We start from the raw sequence: 19750 nt of genomic DNA on the forward strand, positions 1-19750 counted from the left end.
GAGTAAGCAAGTGGTAAGTAGGGGGAGAAGATTTAAGAAAACGGCCTTTCATCTTCGTTGAATTACAAGTGAAGTGAAAGACCATTTCTTTATTTGGATCCAAAATAGATTAAATTTTTACAGTTGCTTCCTTTGACGACCAAGCTTTCCGCCAAGAAATTTGGGCAATCATCAAGACGAAAAGTGCTGCCAAACCAATTCCTGCATAAACCATAAACCCTGTAGCGTAGCTTCCGGTCACTTGTTTAAGTGTTCCAAGTATATTTGGTACGAAAAATCCACCGACACCACCGGCCGCTCCTACAATTCCGGTAATCATTCCAATTTCATTTTGGAATCTCTGTGGTACTAATTGGAAAACTGCTCCATTTCCCATCCCAAGGCACATCATTCCGATGAATAATAAGGCTGTTACCATCGTTATAGATGGAAGTTGGCTTACACCAAACATACTGAGTGCAACACCAATAAACAAAAAGGTGAGTAGTCGAACGCCGCCGATTTTATCGGCGATGAATCCGCCTACAGGACGGAAAAAGCTTCCTGCTGCCACGCACAGAGTTACGAAATCTCCTGCTCTTACTTTTGATAAATCATATTGATCAACAAAAAAGATACTTAAAAAGCTGGCTAAACCAACAAAACCACCGAAAGTGACACCATAAAGTAAACAGAAGTACCATGTATCTTTTAGTTTAAAGACCTTAAAATATTCGATGATCGGTTTTGCTGCAGGCTGTGAAGGGGCATCTTTCGCAATAAGTACATAAATAGTAAAAACAATTAAAAGTGGAATAAGAGCTAATCCCATCACGCCATGCCAGCTGACATGCTCTGCAAGACGCGGTCCAAATAAAGTTGCAAATAATGTTCCACTATTACCTGCACCTGCAATTCCCATTGCTAATCCTTGTAAATGCGGTGGATACCAGCGGCTCGCCATCGGCAATGCTGCAGCAAAACTTGCACCTGCTACACCAAGTAAAATTGCAATGAAGTAAAGCTCTGTAAGTGTCTGTCCGAATAACCATCCCCATGCAAGTGGAAGCATCGTGACAATCATCCCGCCAATGGCTGTTTTTCGAGGCCCGATTCGGTCAGTTAAGACGCCGAGGATAAGACGGAAGAATGAGCCGCCAAGAATAGGAACGGCAACAATCAAGCCTTTTTCTGCGGGTGACAGGCCGAAATCTTTGGTAATATAGACACCTAGAGCTCCTAATAAAACCCAAATCATAAAGCTGACATCAAAGTATAAAAACGAGGCGAATAGAGACGGTGCATGACCGCTTTTTTTAAGATCGGATATTTTCATCATTTTCTCTCCTTTTTAACAAATAATTTTTTGCTTGTTAGGAATTGCGCAAGTGTAAAGATTTGTTTCTGTGCTTGGTTAAAGGATAGTCTGTTGTTGTGAGTTTTGTCACAAATGGTGTAAGAAAATCTGACGTAAATAATTTTATTAGGTGAAGTTTATGGGATAATAATTCGTATCCACGGTATAGCAATCATTACTCACTATCAACGAGCGGAAGGGATGAGATATATTGACTGAGTTGTTATTAAATTACTTTCGGAAAAAACAGCAGGAAGTTCAGTCGGAAAAAGCGTATGATACGCAATGTCCATATTGTAGTATGCAATGTAAGATGGAATTGGTTGAACAATCGATTGTCTCAAGGAATAAATACAAGATAATTGGGAAGGACAATCCAACTTCCGAGGGGCGTTTATGTATTAAGGGGTTGAACGCACATCAGCATGCTTTGCATGGTGAAAGAATCAAGTATCCGTTATTGAAGGTGAATGGTGAATTTGTTCGTATTTCCTGGGAAGAAGCATTGAATCATATAAAAGAGAATTTCAGCAATATTCAATCTAAGGATGGTATGAATGCATTGGCAGTTTACGGAAGTGCCTCGATTACGAACGAAGAGGCGTATTTACTAGGCAAATTTGCACGCGTGGCTTTAAAAACAAAAAACATAGATTATAACGGGCGTTTATGTATGTCTGCAGCTGCCTCAGCAGCAATCCAAACATTCGGGATGGACCTGGGAATGACGAACTCCTTAACAGAAATTCCACTTACACGGTGTATTATTTTAGCTGGGACGAACATTGCTGAATGCCAGCCTACCATTATGCCATATTTTAAGAAAGCGAAGAAAAATGGGGCGTATATTATCGCCATTGACCCCTGGGAAACGGCTACGACGAAAATCGCGGATTTACACTTAAAAGTAAAACCTGGAACGGATGCGGCTTTAGCAAATGGACTGTTAAAAGTCATGATTGAAGAAAACTTAATCGATGAAGCTTTTATTGAAGAAAGAGCGAATGGCTTTGAGGAAGTGAAGGAGCATGTGGATACATTGAACTTAGAAGAAATCGCTCGAGTAACCAGTATTCCAGTCGAGCAGATTCGCAAAGCGGCCACGGTGTTCGGCCGTGAGGAAACCGGGTATGATTTTTACAGCCAGGGGAGTGGAACAACAAACTGATGGATCAGCAGCTGTGCGGAATTTTCTGAATATTCTTATTGCTACAGGTAAAATCGGGAAACCTTACTCAGGTTATGGAGCAATCACTGGTCAGGGGAATGGCCAGGGAGCTCGCGAGCACGGCCAAAAGGCAGATCAGCTTCCAGGCTATCGCTCGATTGAAAACAAAGAACATCGGGAGTATATTGCCGGTTGTGGGGAATCAGCGAAGACGAGCTGCCGGGAAAAGGAGTATCAGCATACGAAATTATGGAGAAAGTTCATGAAGGCGAGATTACTGGGATGCTGTTAATGTGTTCTAATCCCGTCGTTTCAAATCCGAATGCGAATTTCGTCAAGGAGGCATTGAAAAAATTGAAGTTTTTTGTTGCAGTTGATTTATTTGTTTCTGAAACTGCAAAACTAGCAAATCTTATTTTACCGACTACATCTTATTTAGAAGATGAGGGGACGATGACCAATCTGGAAGGGCGAGTAACGCTGCGGGAAGCAAGCTATCCGAGTCCGGGCGAGGCAAAGCATGACTGGCAAATTATTTGTGACATTGCCGGTGTTCTTGGAAAAGAGAAGTATTTTTCCTTTTCTTCTGCGGAAGAGATTTTTGAAGAATTAAGGGAAGCGAGCCGCGGTGGAGTGGCTGACTACTACGGAATTACTTATGACCGCTTAAGGAATGAGGGCGGCATCTTGTGGCCGTGCCCTGATATTGACCATAAAGGGACAAAACGATTATTTGAAACATCCTTTGCGCATCCTGATGGGAAGGCGTCTATGATTGCTGTACCGAATAACCCAGTTGTTCCGAAAGAACAACCGGATGAAGAGTTTCCGCTCTATTTGACGACAGGTAGGGTTATGTCCCATTATTTAACAGGTGTACAAACAAGAAAAAGTCCGTCATTAACAGCAAGAAATAACGAATCATTTATGGAAATTCACCCAACAACAGCACTGAAATACGAAATTCAAGACCATTCTTTAGTGAAGATTGAATCTAGACGAGGAAGCATTGTAGTCAGAAGCAAATGGTCGGCAGCGATTCGCCAAGACACGGTTTTTGTCCCGTTTCATTGGGACGGTACCCAAAATGTCAATCGCCTCGTGTCAAAAGAATTAGACCCTACATGCAAAATGCCGGGATTTAAAGTAAGTGCTGTTAAAGTCAGTGCTGTTGCAGACTTTTAGTTGGTTTGAAGTTAAATATTGGGAGGAATAAAGTTTTCACCACCAGCATAGAAACCCATGGCAAAATTGTCATGGGTCTTTAACTTTTTTGATTTGTTGATAAGCCATCTTTAACTATAGTGATTTCAACTATGAATAGGTGCATTATTTAAGAAATTTCGCCTAAAATACTTTTGATACCTATTTCGTAAAAAGGATACATATCATTAAGTTCCATAATATGTGTTTGAATTGGAACTCCATACATTAACGCGATTAATTGATAGACTACTTCATTATATCGAGAAGGATGAATAGAAGTTATATCTGAAAGACAGTAGGTAAAAACCTGCTGCAAGTTGAGTGGCTTTACTTTTTGATCAAATGCTTCTTTATTAAACAAGTAATATTCATAAGGTGATAGTTCAATAGCGACTGGTTTCTCGGTAAGTTTACTGTAATAATGGATGAGTGAAACCATGATTTTTTTACCAATAACAGGATCTTCACAGATGGATTGAAATATCTGATACAATCCATCTGCACCTTTATACTTTTTGCAGTGGATATTGAAGCTTCTGTCATAAAGCCACTTACATACAAAGTAATCTAAAACCTGTTCCTTGTACTTAAAGTATTTAAAAAAAGTCACTTTCGTCGTATTGATGTTCGCACACAATTCATCAATGGTAAGATCATTGAGATTTTTTATTTTCAGCAGACGAAGCATTTCTTCAAGTATCGATACCTTCAATAGTGCCGCCTTTTTTTCTCTAATTCCGAAACTTTCCACTTAATTTTCTCCTTCTTTGTTCTATTTCTAATCCAGGTTGCACAGCAAATGATAAAAATAAGGATCGTTATTAAATAAAATATTGAAGTCGACATGCTTTTTATGATCGTAAAAATATCTGCAGCATATACAATAATTTTTGGAACTGCCGATTTATAGGAAAGCATCAAAAAAATCATAATGTTCTCCAAGTAATCAAATAACATCGCAATCAAAGGGAGAGATAAGATGGCTTTTGAAAAAGATGAAAGCGTAGTTATATCTGATCTATTCTTAGCCTTATTATAAAGGCGAAGCAGCAAAATAAATGTGGACAATCCAGTTATGCAGTTTAGGATAGGAAATAAAATATCCAACGGTAACTGAACATACTTATAAAGGCTATAACCATTTTCTGATAATTGAGATAGAAATTTAAATGCATACTCATAAGTATAACCCAAAGGCTTCATATCAAATAACAAAAGGTTACCAGCCTCATGGCTTATCCTCGGAATGGAATAAGTCTGCATGATGATATAGATGGTTTGCGCTAGCAATAGAAAAAGCAGCCACAATTTAATTGTTACATTTTTAAGCTTTTTAACCAGATTGCTTATCATTTATTAGCCCCCTTTGAATTAGTTAACTACAGCAAATAAATTAACTGAGGTAAATTAAATTCTAAAGGGCAGTTGATTCTAAGTCAATAGTTTTTAGCTTTTAGAGATTAGAATAGAGGAGAAACATAGAATTTGTTGGGATTGAACCGGTAGAACATTTACTATTTGGAAATATTGGTTCACTCGATGAGAAGCATATAAAGGTGTGTTAAAGGAAGTTAAAGAAAAGATTCATTCTGTATTTCCCCAGTAAGCGTTGTGTGAATAAATCATTGGGCTGCCTGATTAGTATTGGCAGCCTATTTTATTATTGTAACTTTGTCCACCAAGATGAAGCAGGAACGGAGAACTTACCATCTACTGGAATTGTTTCGCCAATTTTAGGAGCAATCATATTTACTCCTGATTTTTCTGATGCCTTTAATGCTCGTACTATTGGTTCTGTCCAACCATGGAAAGCAAGGGTAAAGGCTCCCCAGTGAACTAACATCATATTCTTACCATTTACATCTATATGTGCCTGAACAGCTTGTTCAGGTGTCATATGAACCCAAGACCAGCGACGGTCATATTGTCCGCCTTCGATTAAAGTAAGATCAAATGGTCCGTACTTCTTCCCAATTTCCTTAAAATGTGTGCCATAACCACCATCTCCGCTTGTATAGAAACGTGTCTTTTCAGAAAGAATGACCCAGCCTCCCCAAAGTGTGGAATTTCTATTTAACGGTCCTCTTCCAGAAAAGTGTTTGGAAGGAGTGAATGCTACAGTTAAGCCTTGAAACTCTGTTTCATCCCACCAATTTAATTCGGTTATCTTTTCTTTTTTAACTCCCCAATTAATCAAGTGTGCACTTACACCAAGAGGAACGAAGAAATGATCGACCTTGTTCTTTAATTTTTTAATTGATGGATAATCTAAGTGGTCGTAATGATCATGGGTAATAAAAACCGCATCAATCGGCGGCATTTCATCAATAAGATGCAGCATATCTTCACTGTAACGTTTGCTCCCTGCGAAAGAAACAGGTGAAGCAACTGGACCTAGCATCGGATCTACAAGTATCTTTTTATTATCGATACTAAGTAAAAAAGCAGAATGACCAAACCAAGTTAAACTATCTTCCTCACTTTTGATTTTGTTCCAATTGATTTCGGAAACAGGAATTGTGCCTTCAGGATTGCGATCTTTAGCACCTGAGAAATTTTCTTTAAGCATGGAGAAATAATCAGTTGCACTCATATTTAACTTTGTTGGTTCTGAGTTGATAAATTGACCGCCTACATAATTGTCCAATTGACTAAATTGCTCTTTTTGTTTTTTACTCGGATTGCCACCGAAAACTGGATTTATGTTGATAAATAATAAGATGAAAACTAGTAATATAACGAAAAAAAGAAAAATATATATCATCACCTTTTTCATAATCCCCTCACTTTTTTGTCGAGAATTTCTATGAAGATTTTTTCATATAAATCATAGCATAGACCGATTATCTTGATAAATGTATTTAAGATTTAAATCCCTAAATGCTTTTTGTTCTGTTTGTTCAATCTAATTGATGTCCCAAAGTAAAGTGTTCTTCCAAGGTAACCCTGCCCCACACATCCATGCTTTACATCCGTATCGATCATGGATTTTTTCATAGAAATCTCTATAATAAGCGGCACGTTCTTCTTTCAAATAATCGCCAATGATTTTCCCATCTAATGAAGTTAGCATGTGGCAGGTGATATTTGGTCTTTCCAAGGTTATTATTCCTTTCTATCAGATTGATAAAAAAACCCTGCATAACAGGGTTATTCTTATCAAAAATTCTTATTTTAAATTGTTATATTCCTCATCTATTACTGGTTCCAACCACTCTGGTTTACCTGCAGTGATTGCAATGTGTTCAAACCAGCTCTCATTTGTAGCTCCATGCCAGTGTTTTACACCATCATGGGTGACAATAACATCACCTGCTTTTAAGAATTGAGCAGGCTTTCCTTCTTCTTGGTACCAACCTTCGCCGCCAGTTACCAATAAAATTTGAAATCCTTCACGATGGATATGCCAGTTATTTCTGCAACCTGGTTCAAAGGTCACATTCCCCACGCCAACACTCACTTCAGGGTCAGCAACTAATCCTTTAAGATAACTTTGTCCCACAAAAAATTGTGCAAATGCTTCATTTTTCTCGCCTGCTGGAAAAATAACGCCATTTTTTACTTCTTCATGTTTTGCCATTTTTAAACCCTCCAATAAATTTTTAAAAAATAGACTTTGTTAAAGCTCAGCCTCCTTAATGTATTAGAATTCCAAAAGTTAGCTAAATAAGATGTATTAAATTAATATTGATTGATTAATCAACATCTGTTTATAATTATAAAAAAGCCCTTCATACTATCAATGGTTAAATAAACACGATTCGTCTATTACTCAACAAATCGATTATAATTGTTGATTATCTTTAGAAAGACTGGTGAATAAAATGTCTAAAATAGATAGAAGAATAGCCAAAAGCCAAATAGCTATAAAAAATGCTGTTATTGAACTGATGTCTGAAAAAAGTTTTGATGATATAACTATTCAGGATATTGCTGATAGAGCAGATGTTAATCGAGGAACCATTTATCTTCATTACACGGATAAATTTGATCTCCTAGATAAGATGATTGAAGAACATATGGACAATCTCCGAGAATTATGCCAATCTGCATCAGAGCTGACTTTTCAAGAAGGAAATTATGTTTGGTACGAATACTTTGAGCGCAATTATTTATTTTTTTCAACGATGTTAGCTAGTAAAGGTGCACCCTATTTTCGTAGTCGTTTTCTTGATTTAGTCATTCAGGAGTTTAAAGCTGAAGTGGATACAAGTGTAGGAAATAATCGAGGATTAAGTGAAGAGGTTATTCTTCAATTTTTTGGTTCAGCAGTGGTTGGGGCAGTGGAATGGTGGTTTAAGAATGGAATGCCTTTGACAGCTCGTGATATGGCAGAACAAACGGGGGCATTGTTAGATAGGAACCTAGACTAACGATTAATATTTTAAGAAATGAAAAACCTGAGTCTTTACTGTACTCAGTTTTTTTGTTAATACTATCTTAATGAAATTAAAAAATGTGGGGGAATACAAAACGAGGCACACCGACTAGGAGTGCCTCTAATATTTTGCTAGAAATACCTATTATTCATTAACCATTGTACTGATGTCGATTACAAAACGGTACCGGACATCTGAAGCTAAGACGCGCTCCCAGGCCTCATCAATCTGATTGGCGGAAATAACCTCGATCTCCGGAGCTATGCTGTGTTCAGCACAAAAGTCGAGCATTTCCTGTGTTTCGCGAATTCCACCAATCATCGATCCAGCAAATGAGCGACGATGACCGATAAGTGAGAATACGTTTACTGACAACGGCTCCGCTGGAGCGCCGACGTTGACCATTGTACCATCTAGCGCCAACAATGAAAGGTAGGCACTAATATCAATCTTCGCGCTCACTGTATTAACAATAAGGTCGAACGAACCAGCCAGTTTCTTAAACGTCTCCGGATCGCTTGTAGCATAATAATGGTCTGCACCAAGCTTTAACCCGTCTTCTTTCTTCTTCAGTGTTTGGGATAAAACAGTGACCTCTGCCCCCATAGCATAAGCGATTTTAACAGCCATGTGTCCAAGCCCGCCTAATCCAACAACAGCTACCCTTTTGCCCGGAGCAGCGCCCCAATGGCGCAGTGGCGAGTAAGTCGTAATGCCTGCACATAATAGAGGAGCGGCGGCGTCAAGTTCGAGATTGTCTGGGATTCGAACTACGAAACCTTCCGTTACGACGATATGAGAGGAATAACCACCCTGTGTGTATTGGCCGTACTTGTCGATAGCTCCATAGGTTCCCGTCATACCATTAAGGCAATACTGCTCCTCTCCCTCATGGCAGTGAGCGCATTCTCCACAGGAATCAACCATACAGCCTACCCCGACTCGATCACCAATGGCAAACTTTGTTACTTCAGAACCAACTTGTGTGATAATTCCTGCGATCTCATGTCCTGGTACTAAAGGATAATTTACTTGACCCCACTCACCACGAGCTGTATGTATGTCAGAGTGGCAAATACCAGCGTATTTAATCTCAATGAGGACATCATGTGGCTCTAAATCTCTGCGCTCAATCGTTGTCGATTTGAACGGACCTTCTGGATTGAACACAGCACGTGCTTTAGCGTTAATCATATAAAAAAACCTCCTATAACCCAAATAGTATAGATTGTTTATCATCTTGTAGGCTGGGATGCTCGGACTAATCTGTAAGTCCACAACATTAATTAAGTGTGTTTTAACTCAAAATACCAGTTCCCTCTATTCAAGATTAATCAACATCTGTTTATAATTATAAAAGGAACCTAGAGGCTTTCAATGGTTAAAAAATCACATTTCGTTGTTTATTCAACAAATTAATAATTTTTGTTGAATATTTTATACGTGTTTTTTCAAAACCAATCTGATTAAATTTAAAAACATACGTAACCTTTCCTTTTTTTGTGATAGGTTAGAAGTAGTTAATGGATTTAATGAGTGTGTTTAAAAAGTTGAAAAAGGAACTAAATACACAGTACTAAGAAAAGGACGTGAAGGGAGATAGAATTATTTAAAAAAGTAATTGTTTGGACTAGTAATATATTATAATGACAATTTAAATTAGTATTAATATAAATTAAGATTCTTGGAGGTACCTATGCTTACTATTGGATTCATTGGAAATGGGAAAAGTACTAATCGATATCATCTGCCATTCGTACTGCAAAGGAAGAATATAAAGGTAAAGACAATTTTTCAAAGGAATCCTCAACACGAAAGCTGGGACAGGATTATAGGAGTACATTATACCTCTGATTTAGATGAACTATTAAATGACAAGGACATTCAACTGATTGTAGTATGTACTAGACATGATAGTCATTATGAATACGCAAAACTAGTATTGGAACATAATAAAAACTGTTTAGTTGAAAAACCTTTTATGGAAACTTCGGAACAAGCAAAAGAAATATTTGCATTGGCAATGGAGAAGAATTTGATCGTTCAGGCGTATCAAAACAGACGGTTCGATAGTGATTTTTTAACGGTTCAAAAAGTTATTGAAGAAGGGAAACTAGGAGACTTGCTGGAAGTCGAAATGCATTTTGACTATTATCGTCCCGAGGTACCTGGAATCAGTTCATTCTTTTAATCCTATGTGGTCGTATTTGTACGGACATGGCTGTCATACAATAGATCAGGTTATCAGCTTTTTTGGCAAGCCGGATCATATCCATTATGATGTAAGACAATTATTGGGTCAGGGAAGAATGAATGATTATTTTGATTTGGATCTTTATTATGGCACATTAAAAGTTTCCGTAAAATCCAGTTACTTTAGGCTTAAAGAAAGGCCAAGCTTTGTTGTCTATGGAAAAAAGGGTGCTTTATAAAAGAAACCAAAGATCGCCAGGAAGAACATTTGAAAATATTTTATATGCCAGATAACAAAGATTTCGGTATCGATACAATAAAACATTATGGTGTGCTCACCTATATCGATGAAGAAGGGACAATCCACGAAGAAAAAGTGAAATCAGTCAATGGTGATTATGGAAGAGTGTATGATGATTTATATGAAGCCATCATAAATGGGAAAGATAAAACCATCACAGACGAACAGACACTCTTGCAAATGGAAATATTAGAAACCGGAGTAAAACACCTGGAATAAAAATAAAGGCAATGATTTTTTTACGAAGCCAAAAGGGTTAGAACTCATTTTTTACCTGTTAATCCATATTCATTATTATGAGCGCGGTTATACAAGAAAACCCTCTTCATCTAATGAAGGGGGTTCTTAATTTCTATTTTTTTTCGATAATTACGATTAAAACACCTGCGAAAATTAGGATAGAGCCTATCCAAAACGTTACACCAATGCTTTCTCCTAAAATGAGCCATCCAAGTAATGTTCCAACCATAGGTTGAAAAAAGAAAAATATTCCTCCACTTGAGGCGTTAAGCATCTGTAATCCACGGTTCCAAAGTAGAAATCCACATGCCGTTGAGACAATCCCCAAATACAAGACTCCTCCCCAAATAGTCGGGTGAGTGAGTTGAGAGATATTAATGGCGTGTAATCGTGGCAAAACAAAAGGCGTTAACACGATTAAGGCTACTAAGATGGAATAAGTGGTTACTACAATTTGAGAATATTCACTTGGCAAGCGCTTCACGAGTACCGACATGAGTGCCCAAGTCAAAGCTGCAATAAGTAGTGCAATACCCCCAAGTTTACTGGATATATTGACATCACCAATTCCGACAATGAGAAGAACTCCAATTGTCGCTAAACAAACGGAGATTCCTTTTCTTAACGTCATTCGTTCATTAAGGAGTAAGCGAGCAAAAATAACCATAAATGCTGGTGTAGAAGAAGTAATTATGGCTCCCATCTGTGCCGTAGAGAGCATTGTACCAGTTTCCTGAGCTACGATTGAAATCGCGTTACCAATGATCCCAATGGCAATGATGATTAAGAAATAACGTTTTTCGATTTGCCATTTTTGCCTTGTGATGAACCCGATAATGAGAAGTGCGATAATAGCCACTAAATACCGTAGCCATACAAGTTCCAGTGGAGGTATGACTGATACGACAACTTTAACAACAACGTACATACCGCCCCAAATACTAGAAGCTAAAATTAAGTATAAAGAACCTAATAAGGTTTTTTTCATTTTTGTACCCTCCGTCTAATGTTCAGGTCGAATCGCCCCTAACGGAGAGATGTAGTCATCCTCACCCCACTAAGAGCAGAAGTTGGCTACTGGTACATCGTTTTCAAATAATGGAGTCCATAACATATTGATTCACCTCTTGTAATGTCTATTTACAATTATTTGTGGTTTATTGTACCAGAATATCTCTAATCGGTCCTACATTACAATAGTTTTATAAGTAGAATAGTAATATAATTGGATGAAAAAAAGGGTGCTTAGCATGCCAATAAATTCTTTTGAAAATTATCCGATGAGCTGGAAGCCATCCATTGATAAATCCAAAAAACCGATTTATCAGGTACTTGCAGATCAATTACAACAGGACATATTAAACGCAGTACTTTTACCCGGTACAAAACTTCCTCCACAGCGAGAACTTGCCGATTTTTTAGACCTAAATTTAAGTACGATTTCTAAAGCCTTTAAAGTTTGTGAGTTAAAGGGTTTGATAAGTGCATCTGTTGGAAGTGGCACATTTGTATCGTATGATGCGTTATCAAATGCATATTTACTTGAAGATACAAAGCCGAAGCATTTAATAGAAATGGGAGCAACACTTCCAGACAATGCTTCATACGAGCCACTTCTACTTCAATTAAAAAGTATGCTGCACGACACAGATTATGAAAAATGGTTTGGTTATGGCCGTGCTGGAGCAAGCCGTTGGCAAAAGGATGCAGCTATTAAGCTAATCCAAAGAGGTGGGTTTAAAACAACAGGTGATCACATTTTATTTGCTAATGGGGGTCAAAATGCGATTGCTGCCACGCTGGCGAGTCTTTGTCAGCCCGGAGATCGCATCGGTGTAGATGATCATACTTATCCAGGTTTAAAAACCGTTGCAAAGATGCTTAGTGTGCAATTAGTACCAATAAAATCAGAGAACGATGAAATGAGTCCAACCGCGTTAGAATATGCGTGTAAAAACGACAATATCAAAGGTATTTACTTGATTCCAGATTATCATAATCCGACAGCAAGCTTCATGTCAGTGGAGAATCGCAAAGTGATTTCAGCCGTTGCGAAAAAGTATAATCAGTTTATTATTGAAGATGCGACGTACCATCTCCTTGGCCGCAAACCACTGCCAGCAGTTGCATCATTTGCACCTGAGCAGACAATTTATATTGCGAGTTTATCAAAATCATTAGCACCAGGGTTACGGTTAGCTTATGTAGCTGTGCCGGGCAAATATAAGGAGCCTATCTCGAAGGCCCTTTATAATTTAAATATATCAGTTTCACCGTTATTAGCAGAACTGTCAGCTCGTACGATTGTTTCGAATCAATTTGAAGATTTAATTACTGGTCATCGGGAGCAAGCCATTCGTAGAAACGAAGTACTAAATCGATATTTAGCAGATTATACTTGTTTAGGTGTTGATACAGGTATCTTTCGTTGGTTGCTGTTACCAGGCAAGATTACAGGAGCTGAATTTGAAATGTTAGCTGCACAGCAAGGGGTACAAGTATATGCAGCTGAACGTTTTGTAGTTGGAAATAGTTGTCCAGGAGCGGGCTGTAAGAGTTGCTGTCTGTGCGCCAGAGACAATAGAAGAGCTTGAGGAAGGATTGATGATTCTTAAACAATTGCTTGATTGTCTTTCCTAATATTGTCCGCCATACAATTATCGTATTGTATGGTTTTTTTGTGCGTGTTATGATGGTGCAAATCATGCGGGAGGATTAAACTATTAGAATTTGCTTATGAAAGTGGGGATCTTATGTTACAAAATAGTGTAAAAGAGTCAGATGCGCAATCAGATTGGTTACAACCCTATATTCGTTCTTCGGACAAACAACAACAATTATATAAAAGAACATTATTTGTCGTTGTCATATCCCAAATTTTTGGAGGAGCAGGACTTGCTGCAGGAGTAACAGTAGGTGCACTTCTAGCACAGGAGCTGTTAGGTACTGATAGTTTTGCAGGGATTCCGACGGCTTTATTTACTTTAGGATCAGCAGGGGCTGCCCTACTTGTAGGACGAATTTCTCAAAGCTGGGGCAGACGTATCGGACTTACAGTCGGTTTTTTGGCTGGGGGTATCGGTGCAATTGGTGTTGTCATTTCAGCATTATGTAATAGCATTCTACTATTATTTATTTCGCTATTTATCTACGGGGCAGGAACGGCAACAAATTTGCAAGCACGCTATGCAGGAACTGACCTAGCAAATTCAACTCAAAGAGCAAGAGCTATTAGTATGGCCATGGTTTCTACCACATTCGGAGCTGTTGCAGGCCCAAATCTGGTGGGAGTAATGGGGGAGTTTGCTAGATCTATAGGAATTCCTGCTTTGGCCGGCCCTTTTATCTTAGCAGCTGCAGCGTATATTTTTGCCGGTTTAGTTTTATTCCTTTTATTACGTCCAGATCCCTTAATTGTTGCAAAAGGAATATCCGACGCTCAAAGAACTACCAGCAGTGATTTAATTCTAGAGGAAAATGTTATCAATAAGCGAGGTATTTTTGCAGGTGGTACCATAATGGTTTTGACTCAATTTGTTATGATGGCAATTATGACAATGACACCAATACACATGGGACATCACGGGCATGATCTGAGTGAAGTTGGACTTGTTATTGCACTTCACGTAGGTGCGATGTTTCTACCCTCTTTAGTCACAGGTTATTTAGTTGATAAAATTGGTCGAAATGCAATGGCCATTGCTTCTGCTATAACGCTACTAGCTTCGGGGATTCTAGCTTCTATGGGATCTGGTGATTCAATAGAAGTACTCATAACGGCACTTGTTTTACTTGGACTTGGCTGGAATTTTGGTTTAATTAGTGGTACTGCAATCATTGTCGATGCCACTTCACCATCTACCCGGGCTAAGACACAGGGGTCTGTAGATGTTTTAATTGCTTTGTCAGGTGCATTAGGAGGAGGAATATCTGGCGTGGTTGTTGCTCATTCCAGTTATGATACGCTTTCAATTGCTGGTGCTTTGCTCTCATTATTACTGATTCCGGTTGTTATTTGGGCTTTAAATAAGCAAGAAAAAACACGATAATCAATGGGACAGGGACGGTCTTTCTTATCTAATAATTCATAATTAGTAACAGGTGCTTGAGACAATGTTCAAGGGGAAGAATTCTCAAGGATATTTAGAAACCCAATCTTCATTTTTAAGAAAATTGGGTTTCTTTTATTAATAATTTAAGGATTTAATTATGCCCAATTATTGGATGCGGTATATATGGTTCTTCGAGGAACGCAATTTCATCAGCTGTTAGCTTCACTGATAGAGCACCTACGGCACCTTCAAGATGGGATATTTTTGTAGCACCGATAATAGGGGCTGTTACGTGTTCTTGCCCCATTAACCAAGCAAGGGCGATATGGATACGGGGAACGCCATGTTTTTCTGCAATGGCTGCAACCCGTTCTACAACTAATCGGTCTGCATCAGCAGTTGCATCATATTTAGATTTTTGAATTTGGTCCGTCTCGGAGCGGTGCGTTGTTTCCGACCAATCACGAGTCAATCTTCCTGATGCAAGTGGGCTGTATGGAGTTACACCGATTTTTTCTTCTTTACAAAGAGGAAGCATTTCTCTCTCTTCTTCACGGTAAATGAGGTTGTAATGATTCTGCATCGACACAAAGCGAGTCCATCCATTTTTCTCGGCTACATATAATGCCTTTTGGAATTGCCATGCATACATGGCAGAAGCACCAATATATCTGGCTTTCCCAGCCTTCACCACATCATGTAATGCTTCCATTGTCTCTTCAATAGGGGTATTGTAGTCCCAGCGGTGGATGATATAAAGGTCTACATAATCCGTTTTCAATCTCTTCAGACTCTTATCAATTTCACTCATGATGGATTTTCGAGAAAGACCCTCACCATTTGGACCTTCATGCATACGTCCATGAATTTTCGTTGCAAGTACAATTTCATCTCGATTGGCAAAATCTTTTAGAGCACGTCCAAGGAATTCTTCACTGCTTCCCATAGAATATACATTTGCGGTATCAAAAAAGTTGATTCCAAGATCCAGTGCTTTTTTTATAATAGAGCGACTTTGCTCTTCATTAAGTACCCATTGATGAATCCATTTTTCTGCTTCACCAAAACTCATACAGCCAAGACAAAATTTAGATACGTCCAATCCTGTATTACCCAGCTTCACATATTCCATATCTTTTTCCTCACTTTCGTCTATTGCTACACTTTGATTTAGTTTGGTTATTGCATTTTTAATTATGTCACAAATATAAACTTAACCCTAAACCCATTCGTATCAAGTTTTTGCCTAATCCTATCAAACTACTTTCTTGCTCAATGAATATCTAGTAAAATGGAACCAACTAAGATGAGGAAAAAGGAGAATAAGATATGGTTGGAAAAATCGACAAGGAGCAGGAACTAGGCAAACTTATTGAGCATTATACAGGTTACGATGGTGTACATCCTACCTCTATTCCATCATTATTTCTCATCCGCGAATCCGTAATTACCGAGCCCATCTCTAGAGTAAACGAGCCATCTTTTTGCCTTATTGTCCAAGGAGAGAAAGAGGTATGGCTGGGAGAGGAATGCTTTAGGTATGGTCCAGGCGATTACATTGTGGCATCCGTTGACTTGCCAGTAACAGGACAAGTTATCGAAGCCTCATCTGACTTTCCTTATTTGGCATTAAAAATTGAATTTACATCGAGCGAAATCTTAGAGGTATTAGATGTTGTAGGCATTCGATTGGGACTGAGTAAAAATCCAAAACGTGCGATGTTTATTAGCGGAGTAGAGCCAACTTTATTGGATGCAGTAACCAGATTAGCTTGTCTGCTGGACAAACCAAAACATATTCCAATGCTTGCTCCTTTATTTAAGAAGGAAATACTTTATTGGGTTCTACAAGGTCCTTACGGGGAAGTACTGGAGCAAATGGCGTTAGAAGGTAGTAATGCACTCAGAATTAAAAACGTTATCGAACATATCAATCATAACTATGAAAAGTCTTTTAAAATAGAGGATTTAGCAGAAATAGCAAATATGAGTGCGGCTTCGCTTTTTAGGCATTTTAAAGAGGTAACGGCTATGAGCCCGATTCAGTTTCAAAAACAATTACGATTGCAGGAAGCTAGGCGTTTGTTATTAGCTGAGTCATCAGATGTAGCTTATGTCGCGTATAGAGTGGGCTACGAAAGTCAATCGCAATTCAGTCGGGAATATTCCCGCATGTTTGGTTTTTCTCCTAAAGTAGATATAAACCGACGGAAAGAGAGAGTCACTAAAGTTATTGAATAAGTATATGGAACAAGATGATGAAATTAAATATTTTTTTTTAAATTCGTGTTATGTAAAAAAAGCTCCCTAATTGAGAGCTAAAATTAAAATAAGTCTGCATCTAATGCGGCATCAAAACTATCTCTTGCAAAATCAAAGGGATTATCAATTTTTTCCCAGTGAATATACATTAGTCTAGGTTCATCAAATAACCAGTGGTTGTGGAGAGCAGTAACTATTATGCCTCTCTTACGAAGGGCTGAAATAAAAGGATTAATTTCCTTTTGAAGAATTACTGTTTCACCTAGATTAAGAGTTGTCCCGCCTTGAGGGTTTTCAAACGACAACGCAAAGGGTAAAGCCAATGGAGATCTTGTTTTCCTATTTAGAATGGATGCGTCAATATCTCTTAGCCTTGAAACTACACAAACACCATTTGAGACTTGAGGCATACCACCAATAATTCGAGCTAATCTTTCACAAGCTGATGACATTATTTCTTCACCTCCTTACACTTTCAAGATATGTAAGGAGGTACAAGCTTGTATAGGTATCCATACATTATTTAAATAAATTAATAGAATAATGCGTAATTTGAATTTTGTAGGTTAAATGGTATATAACTGCAATTACTCATCTGCCGAATCTTTTTTTAGTTTCTTGCGTCCAAGTATAACGACAAATCCTGCAGCAGCAATAGCAGCGATTGATCCGCAGCCTAATCCGCATGCTCCGCATGTACCTGTGCATAATGAACTTGCTGAGCCTGTTAAAGATGTTCCGACCGTTAATCCCGCTGCACCAATTCCAGTTGACAAGGTGGTAAGTTTTTTCTTTGTATTTGAAAACTTTTTTATCATGATTTAAGCTCCTTCATTAAAACCAGGTTTTTGAATAGGAGACTGGCCAGCTGCATTACTATCCCAGCCGTGCTCGCCACTACCGTAGCAAATGGCATTTGTTGGGCAGGCAGCGGTACATTGACGGCAAGTAATACAATGATGAATATTGTATTGGATTTTATTATCTTCGGTCTTTTTGAGTGCACCCATTGGGCATGCTTTTACACAAGAAGAGCAGCTGACACATTTCGCTTTATCGTATTTTAATTTATAAGTAAAACCAAATAAGACTCCAACGCTGTGTACAAAGCTTTGAATGGCTCCCACTGGACACATGAAATTACAATAGCCTCGACCACCTTTTGCGAGAAGACCGAACAAACCAAACCAGAGAAACCCTGTTAAAATAACAGTTGAGCTCATGACCCCGACATCACCCCAAAAACCGCCCGTAAGCATTCGCTCAAAGAAACCGTATCCACAAAATGCGCAGCTTACCGAACCAGTTGTCAATGGAGCTATTACAAATCCAGCTAAGAATCCATAACGAACCTGGTGCTGGATTAACAATTCTTGACCAATTAATTTTCCATTTGTCGGGCCATAAGCGACTTAAGTATTCGGTGAATGCACCAGCTGCACATAATCTTCCGCAGAAAAACGGACCAATTAGGAAGGCTGAGCCTAATAGGAGCACGACACTCACTCCCCATACAGACATTAAATCCAAGCCTTTTCCACTTAACAAATCACCAATAGGCATACGGAGGCAGGTTCCGTGAATATCGCCTTCTTTACCTTGGCCGAACAGCATGTTTAATCCACGATTAAATAAGGCAAATGGTGCATAAAATAGGATAAGTCCAAAAATATACCAAGCTCCTCGGCGGTATAAAAAACTGCGTGAACGCTTTTGAATTTTACTTAAACGCTTTTTTCTAAACGTTAAACCTTTCATCTAACATATCCTCCTAATGACAATTCTCTTCCTTCGTTTGTTCGTCATTTTTTTGTTTACCATCGTCATCTTTTCCTTCTTTATTTTTCTTCAAGTTTTCAGCAGGTTTGTTTTTACTGCTTCCATCCCATTGACCAAAGCTAGGCTGTGGCTTGATGTTTAGTTTTTTATATGGATCTCCATAATCTGAATTGACAATATGTATGGGAATGCTGCTCAATAATGATTGGTCTTTTTGATTGATAAATTGAATCGCTCCAGAAAAACCTACAAGTTTATTGCGGTATTCTTTAGGGATTTCAACAGCAAGATCGACTTTAAAAAACTGTTCAGGTTTTAGTGGCTGTATTAATGCATTGGTTTCTTTGTCATATTCCATTTCAGGTATATCTAACTCAACCTCCCCAGGGAAATTCTTCAACGAAACTTGAACGTACAAATCTTCGTTACTAATATTCTGGATTCCCATCGGTCCGTGACCATTGGAGATTTGGACTAACCCTGGCTGGATCAGTTTTTTCGGCCAACCTTGCTTTGCCAAATCGAGAACAATAGGAAAATTGTCTTTTCCAGGAATTTTTGCTTGGAACTGAGCTTTCTCTGCAGAGAGGGCAGTTCTATACATTCCAGCACCCAGTACGAGCCCAACTTTCAATATAAACAGAATGACTTTCACAATTGAATTTTTAATTGCCTTTTTCAATTTAAATCCCCCATTTGATTTATTCGGGTTCATTCTATTTGATAGTTGTGAGAAAATTATGTTAACAATCAAAAGTTTTAATGAAGTTTGGAAAATATTTATATGGGCCAAAATATGGCTTCGTAGTGTATGTGGAGTGCGTCTCGTGAATG

17 protein-coding genes and 3 pseudogenes are annotated in these 19750 nt (G+C 38.4%); 6 read left to right on the forward strand and 14 right to left on the reverse strand.

All coding sequences use genetic code 11. The annotated features are described in order from the left end of the window. Positions 1-109: 109 nt before the first annotated feature. Entirely contained in the window at positions 110-1315 is a 1206-nt protein-coding gene (locus tag RGF10_RS09585; protein WP_318509395.1) for a nitrate/nitrite transporter, read from the reverse strand. 232 nt (positions 1316-1547) lie between these two features. Between RGF10_RS09585 and nasC the strand changes: the two are divergent. Continuing rightward, positions 1548-3689 (forward strand): annotated as a pseudogene (nasC, locus tag RGF10_RS09590) (assimilatory nitrate reductase catalytic subunit NasC). 148 nt (positions 3690-3837) lie between these two features. Here the strand turns inward: nasC and RGF10_RS09595 are convergent. From RGF10_RS09595 to RGF10_RS09615, 5 genes are all read right to left on the reverse strand, one after another. After that, positions 3838-4461: a TetR/AcrR family transcriptional regulator gene (locus RGF10_RS09595; RefSeq protein ID WP_318508808.1), complete on the reverse strand. Its 624-nt coding sequence runs from the start codon at positions 4459-4461 to the stop codon at positions 3838-3840. After that, on the reverse strand, positions 4419-5063 hold the full coding sequence (locus RGF10_RS09600) for a hypothetical protein (RefSeq protein ID WP_318508809.1): 645 nt from the start codon (positions 5061-5063) through the stop codon (positions 4419-4421). Before RGF10_RS09600 ends, RGF10_RS09595 begins: the two co-directional genes overlap by 43 nt. 307 nt (positions 5064-5370) lie before the next feature. After that, positions 5371-6474, reverse strand: a complete 1104-nt coding sequence (locus RGF10_RS09605) for an MBL fold metallo-hydrolase (protein WP_318509397.1) — start codon at positions 6472-6474, stop codon at positions 5371-5373. Positions 6475-6615: 141 nt separating this feature from the next. After that, complete coding sequence (locus tag RGF10_RS09610) at positions 6616-6810, reverse strand: hypothetical protein (RefSeq protein WP_318508810.1); 195 nt, start codon at positions 6808-6810, stop codon at positions 6616-6618. Positions 6811-6879: 69 nt separating this feature from the next. Next, positions 6880-7290, reverse strand: coding sequence for a cupin domain-containing protein (locus RGF10_RS09615; RefSeq protein ID WP_318508811.1), 411 nt, complete (start codon positions 7288-7290; stop codon positions 6880-6882). 244 nt (positions 7291-7534) lie between these two features. Between RGF10_RS09615 and RGF10_RS09620 the strand changes: the two genes are divergently transcribed. After that, complete coding sequence (locus RGF10_RS09620; RefSeq protein ID WP_318508812.1) at positions 7535-8083, forward strand: TetR/AcrR family transcriptional regulator; 549 nt, start codon at positions 7535-7537, stop codon at positions 8081-8083. 150 nt (positions 8084-8233) lie between these two features. On the opposite strand, the gene RGF10_RS09625 is transcribed toward RGF10_RS09620, so the two are convergent. Continuing rightward, positions 8234-9283 carry an NAD(P)-dependent alcohol dehydrogenase gene (locus RGF10_RS09625; RefSeq protein ID WP_318508813.1) on the reverse strand — a complete coding sequence of 350 codons (1050 nt, stop codon included), beginning with the start codon at positions 9281-9283 and terminating at the stop codon, positions 8234-8236. Positions 9284-9785: 502 nt separating this feature from the next. On the opposite strand from RGF10_RS09625, the pseudogene RGF10_RS09630 reads away from it, so the two are divergent. Continuing rightward, positions 9786-10802: pseudogene (locus tag RGF10_RS09630) on the forward strand (oxidoreductase). 133 nt (positions 10803-10935) lie between these two features. Here the strand turns inward: RGF10_RS09630 and RGF10_RS09635 are convergent. Next, complete coding sequence (locus RGF10_RS09635; RefSeq protein WP_318508814.1) at positions 10936-11811, reverse strand: DMT family transporter; 876 nt, start codon at positions 11809-11811, stop codon at positions 10936-10938. Between the two features lie 262 nt (positions 11812-12073). Between RGF10_RS09635 and RGF10_RS09640 the strand changes: the two are divergent. Together RGF10_RS09640 and RGF10_RS09645 are read left to right on the forward strand one after the other, a co-directional pair. Next, positions 12074-13463: pseudogene (locus RGF10_RS09640) on the forward strand (PLP-dependent aminotransferase family protein). A 113-nt stretch (positions 13464-13576) separates the two neighbouring features. Further along, complete coding sequence (locus RGF10_RS09645) at positions 13577-14872, forward strand: MFS transporter (RefSeq protein WP_318508815.1); 1296 nt, start codon at positions 13577-13579, stop codon at positions 14870-14872. Between the two features lie 154 nt (positions 14873-15026). On the opposite strand, the gene RGF10_RS09650 is transcribed toward RGF10_RS09645, so the two are convergent. Continuing rightward, a complete protein-coding gene (locus RGF10_RS09650; RefSeq protein ID WP_318508816.1) occupies positions 15027-16007 on the reverse strand; it encodes an aldo/keto reductase in 981 nt (326 codons plus the stop codon). A 197-nt stretch (positions 16008-16204) separates the two neighbouring features. On the opposite strand from RGF10_RS09650, the gene RGF10_RS09655 reads away from it, so the two are divergent. Beyond that, complete coding sequence (locus tag RGF10_RS09655; RefSeq protein ID WP_318508817.1) at positions 16205-17116, forward strand: AraC family transcriptional regulator; 912 nt, start codon at positions 16205-16207, stop codon at positions 17114-17116. Between the two features lie 83 nt (positions 17117-17199). On the opposite strand, the gene RGF10_RS09660 is transcribed toward RGF10_RS09655, so the two are convergent. The 5 genes from RGF10_RS09660 to RGF10_RS09680 all read right to left on the reverse strand — a co-directional run bounded on the left by RGF10_RS09660 (position 17200) and on the right by RGF10_RS09680 (position 19598). Further along, positions 17200-17589 (reverse strand): DUF1259 domain-containing protein, encoded by a 390-nt coding sequence (locus RGF10_RS09660; protein ID WP_318508818.1) that lies wholly within the window; start codon positions 17587-17589, stop codon positions 17200-17202. Positions 17590-17724: 135 nt separating this feature from the next. Then, positions 17725-17955, reverse strand: coding sequence for a hypothetical protein (locus RGF10_RS09665; protein ID WP_318508819.1), 231 nt, complete (start codon positions 17953-17955; stop codon positions 17725-17727). A 3-nt stretch (positions 17956-17958) separates the two neighbouring features. After that, a complete protein-coding gene (locus RGF10_RS09670) occupies positions 17959-18360 on the reverse strand; it encodes a 4Fe-4S binding protein (protein WP_318508820.1) in 402 nt (133 codons plus the stop codon). A gap of 40 nt (positions 18361-18400) precedes the next feature. Further along, positions 18401-18895: a 4Fe-4S binding protein gene (locus RGF10_RS09675; RefSeq protein ID WP_318508821.1), complete on the reverse strand. Its 495-nt coding sequence runs from the start codon at positions 18893-18895 to the stop codon at positions 18401-18403. Positions 18896-18908: 13 nt separating this feature from the next. Continuing rightward, complete coding sequence (locus tag RGF10_RS09680) at positions 18909-19598, reverse strand: hypothetical protein (protein ID WP_318508822.1); 690 nt, start codon at positions 19596-19598, stop codon at positions 18909-18911. Positions 19599-19750 lie beyond the last annotated feature (152 nt).

The sequence above is a fragment of the Bacillus sp. T3 genome, from assembly GCF_033449965.1.
In the GTDB taxonomy this organism is placed as follows: Bacteria; Bacillota; Bacilli; order Bacillales; family Cytobacillaceae; genus Bacillus_BU.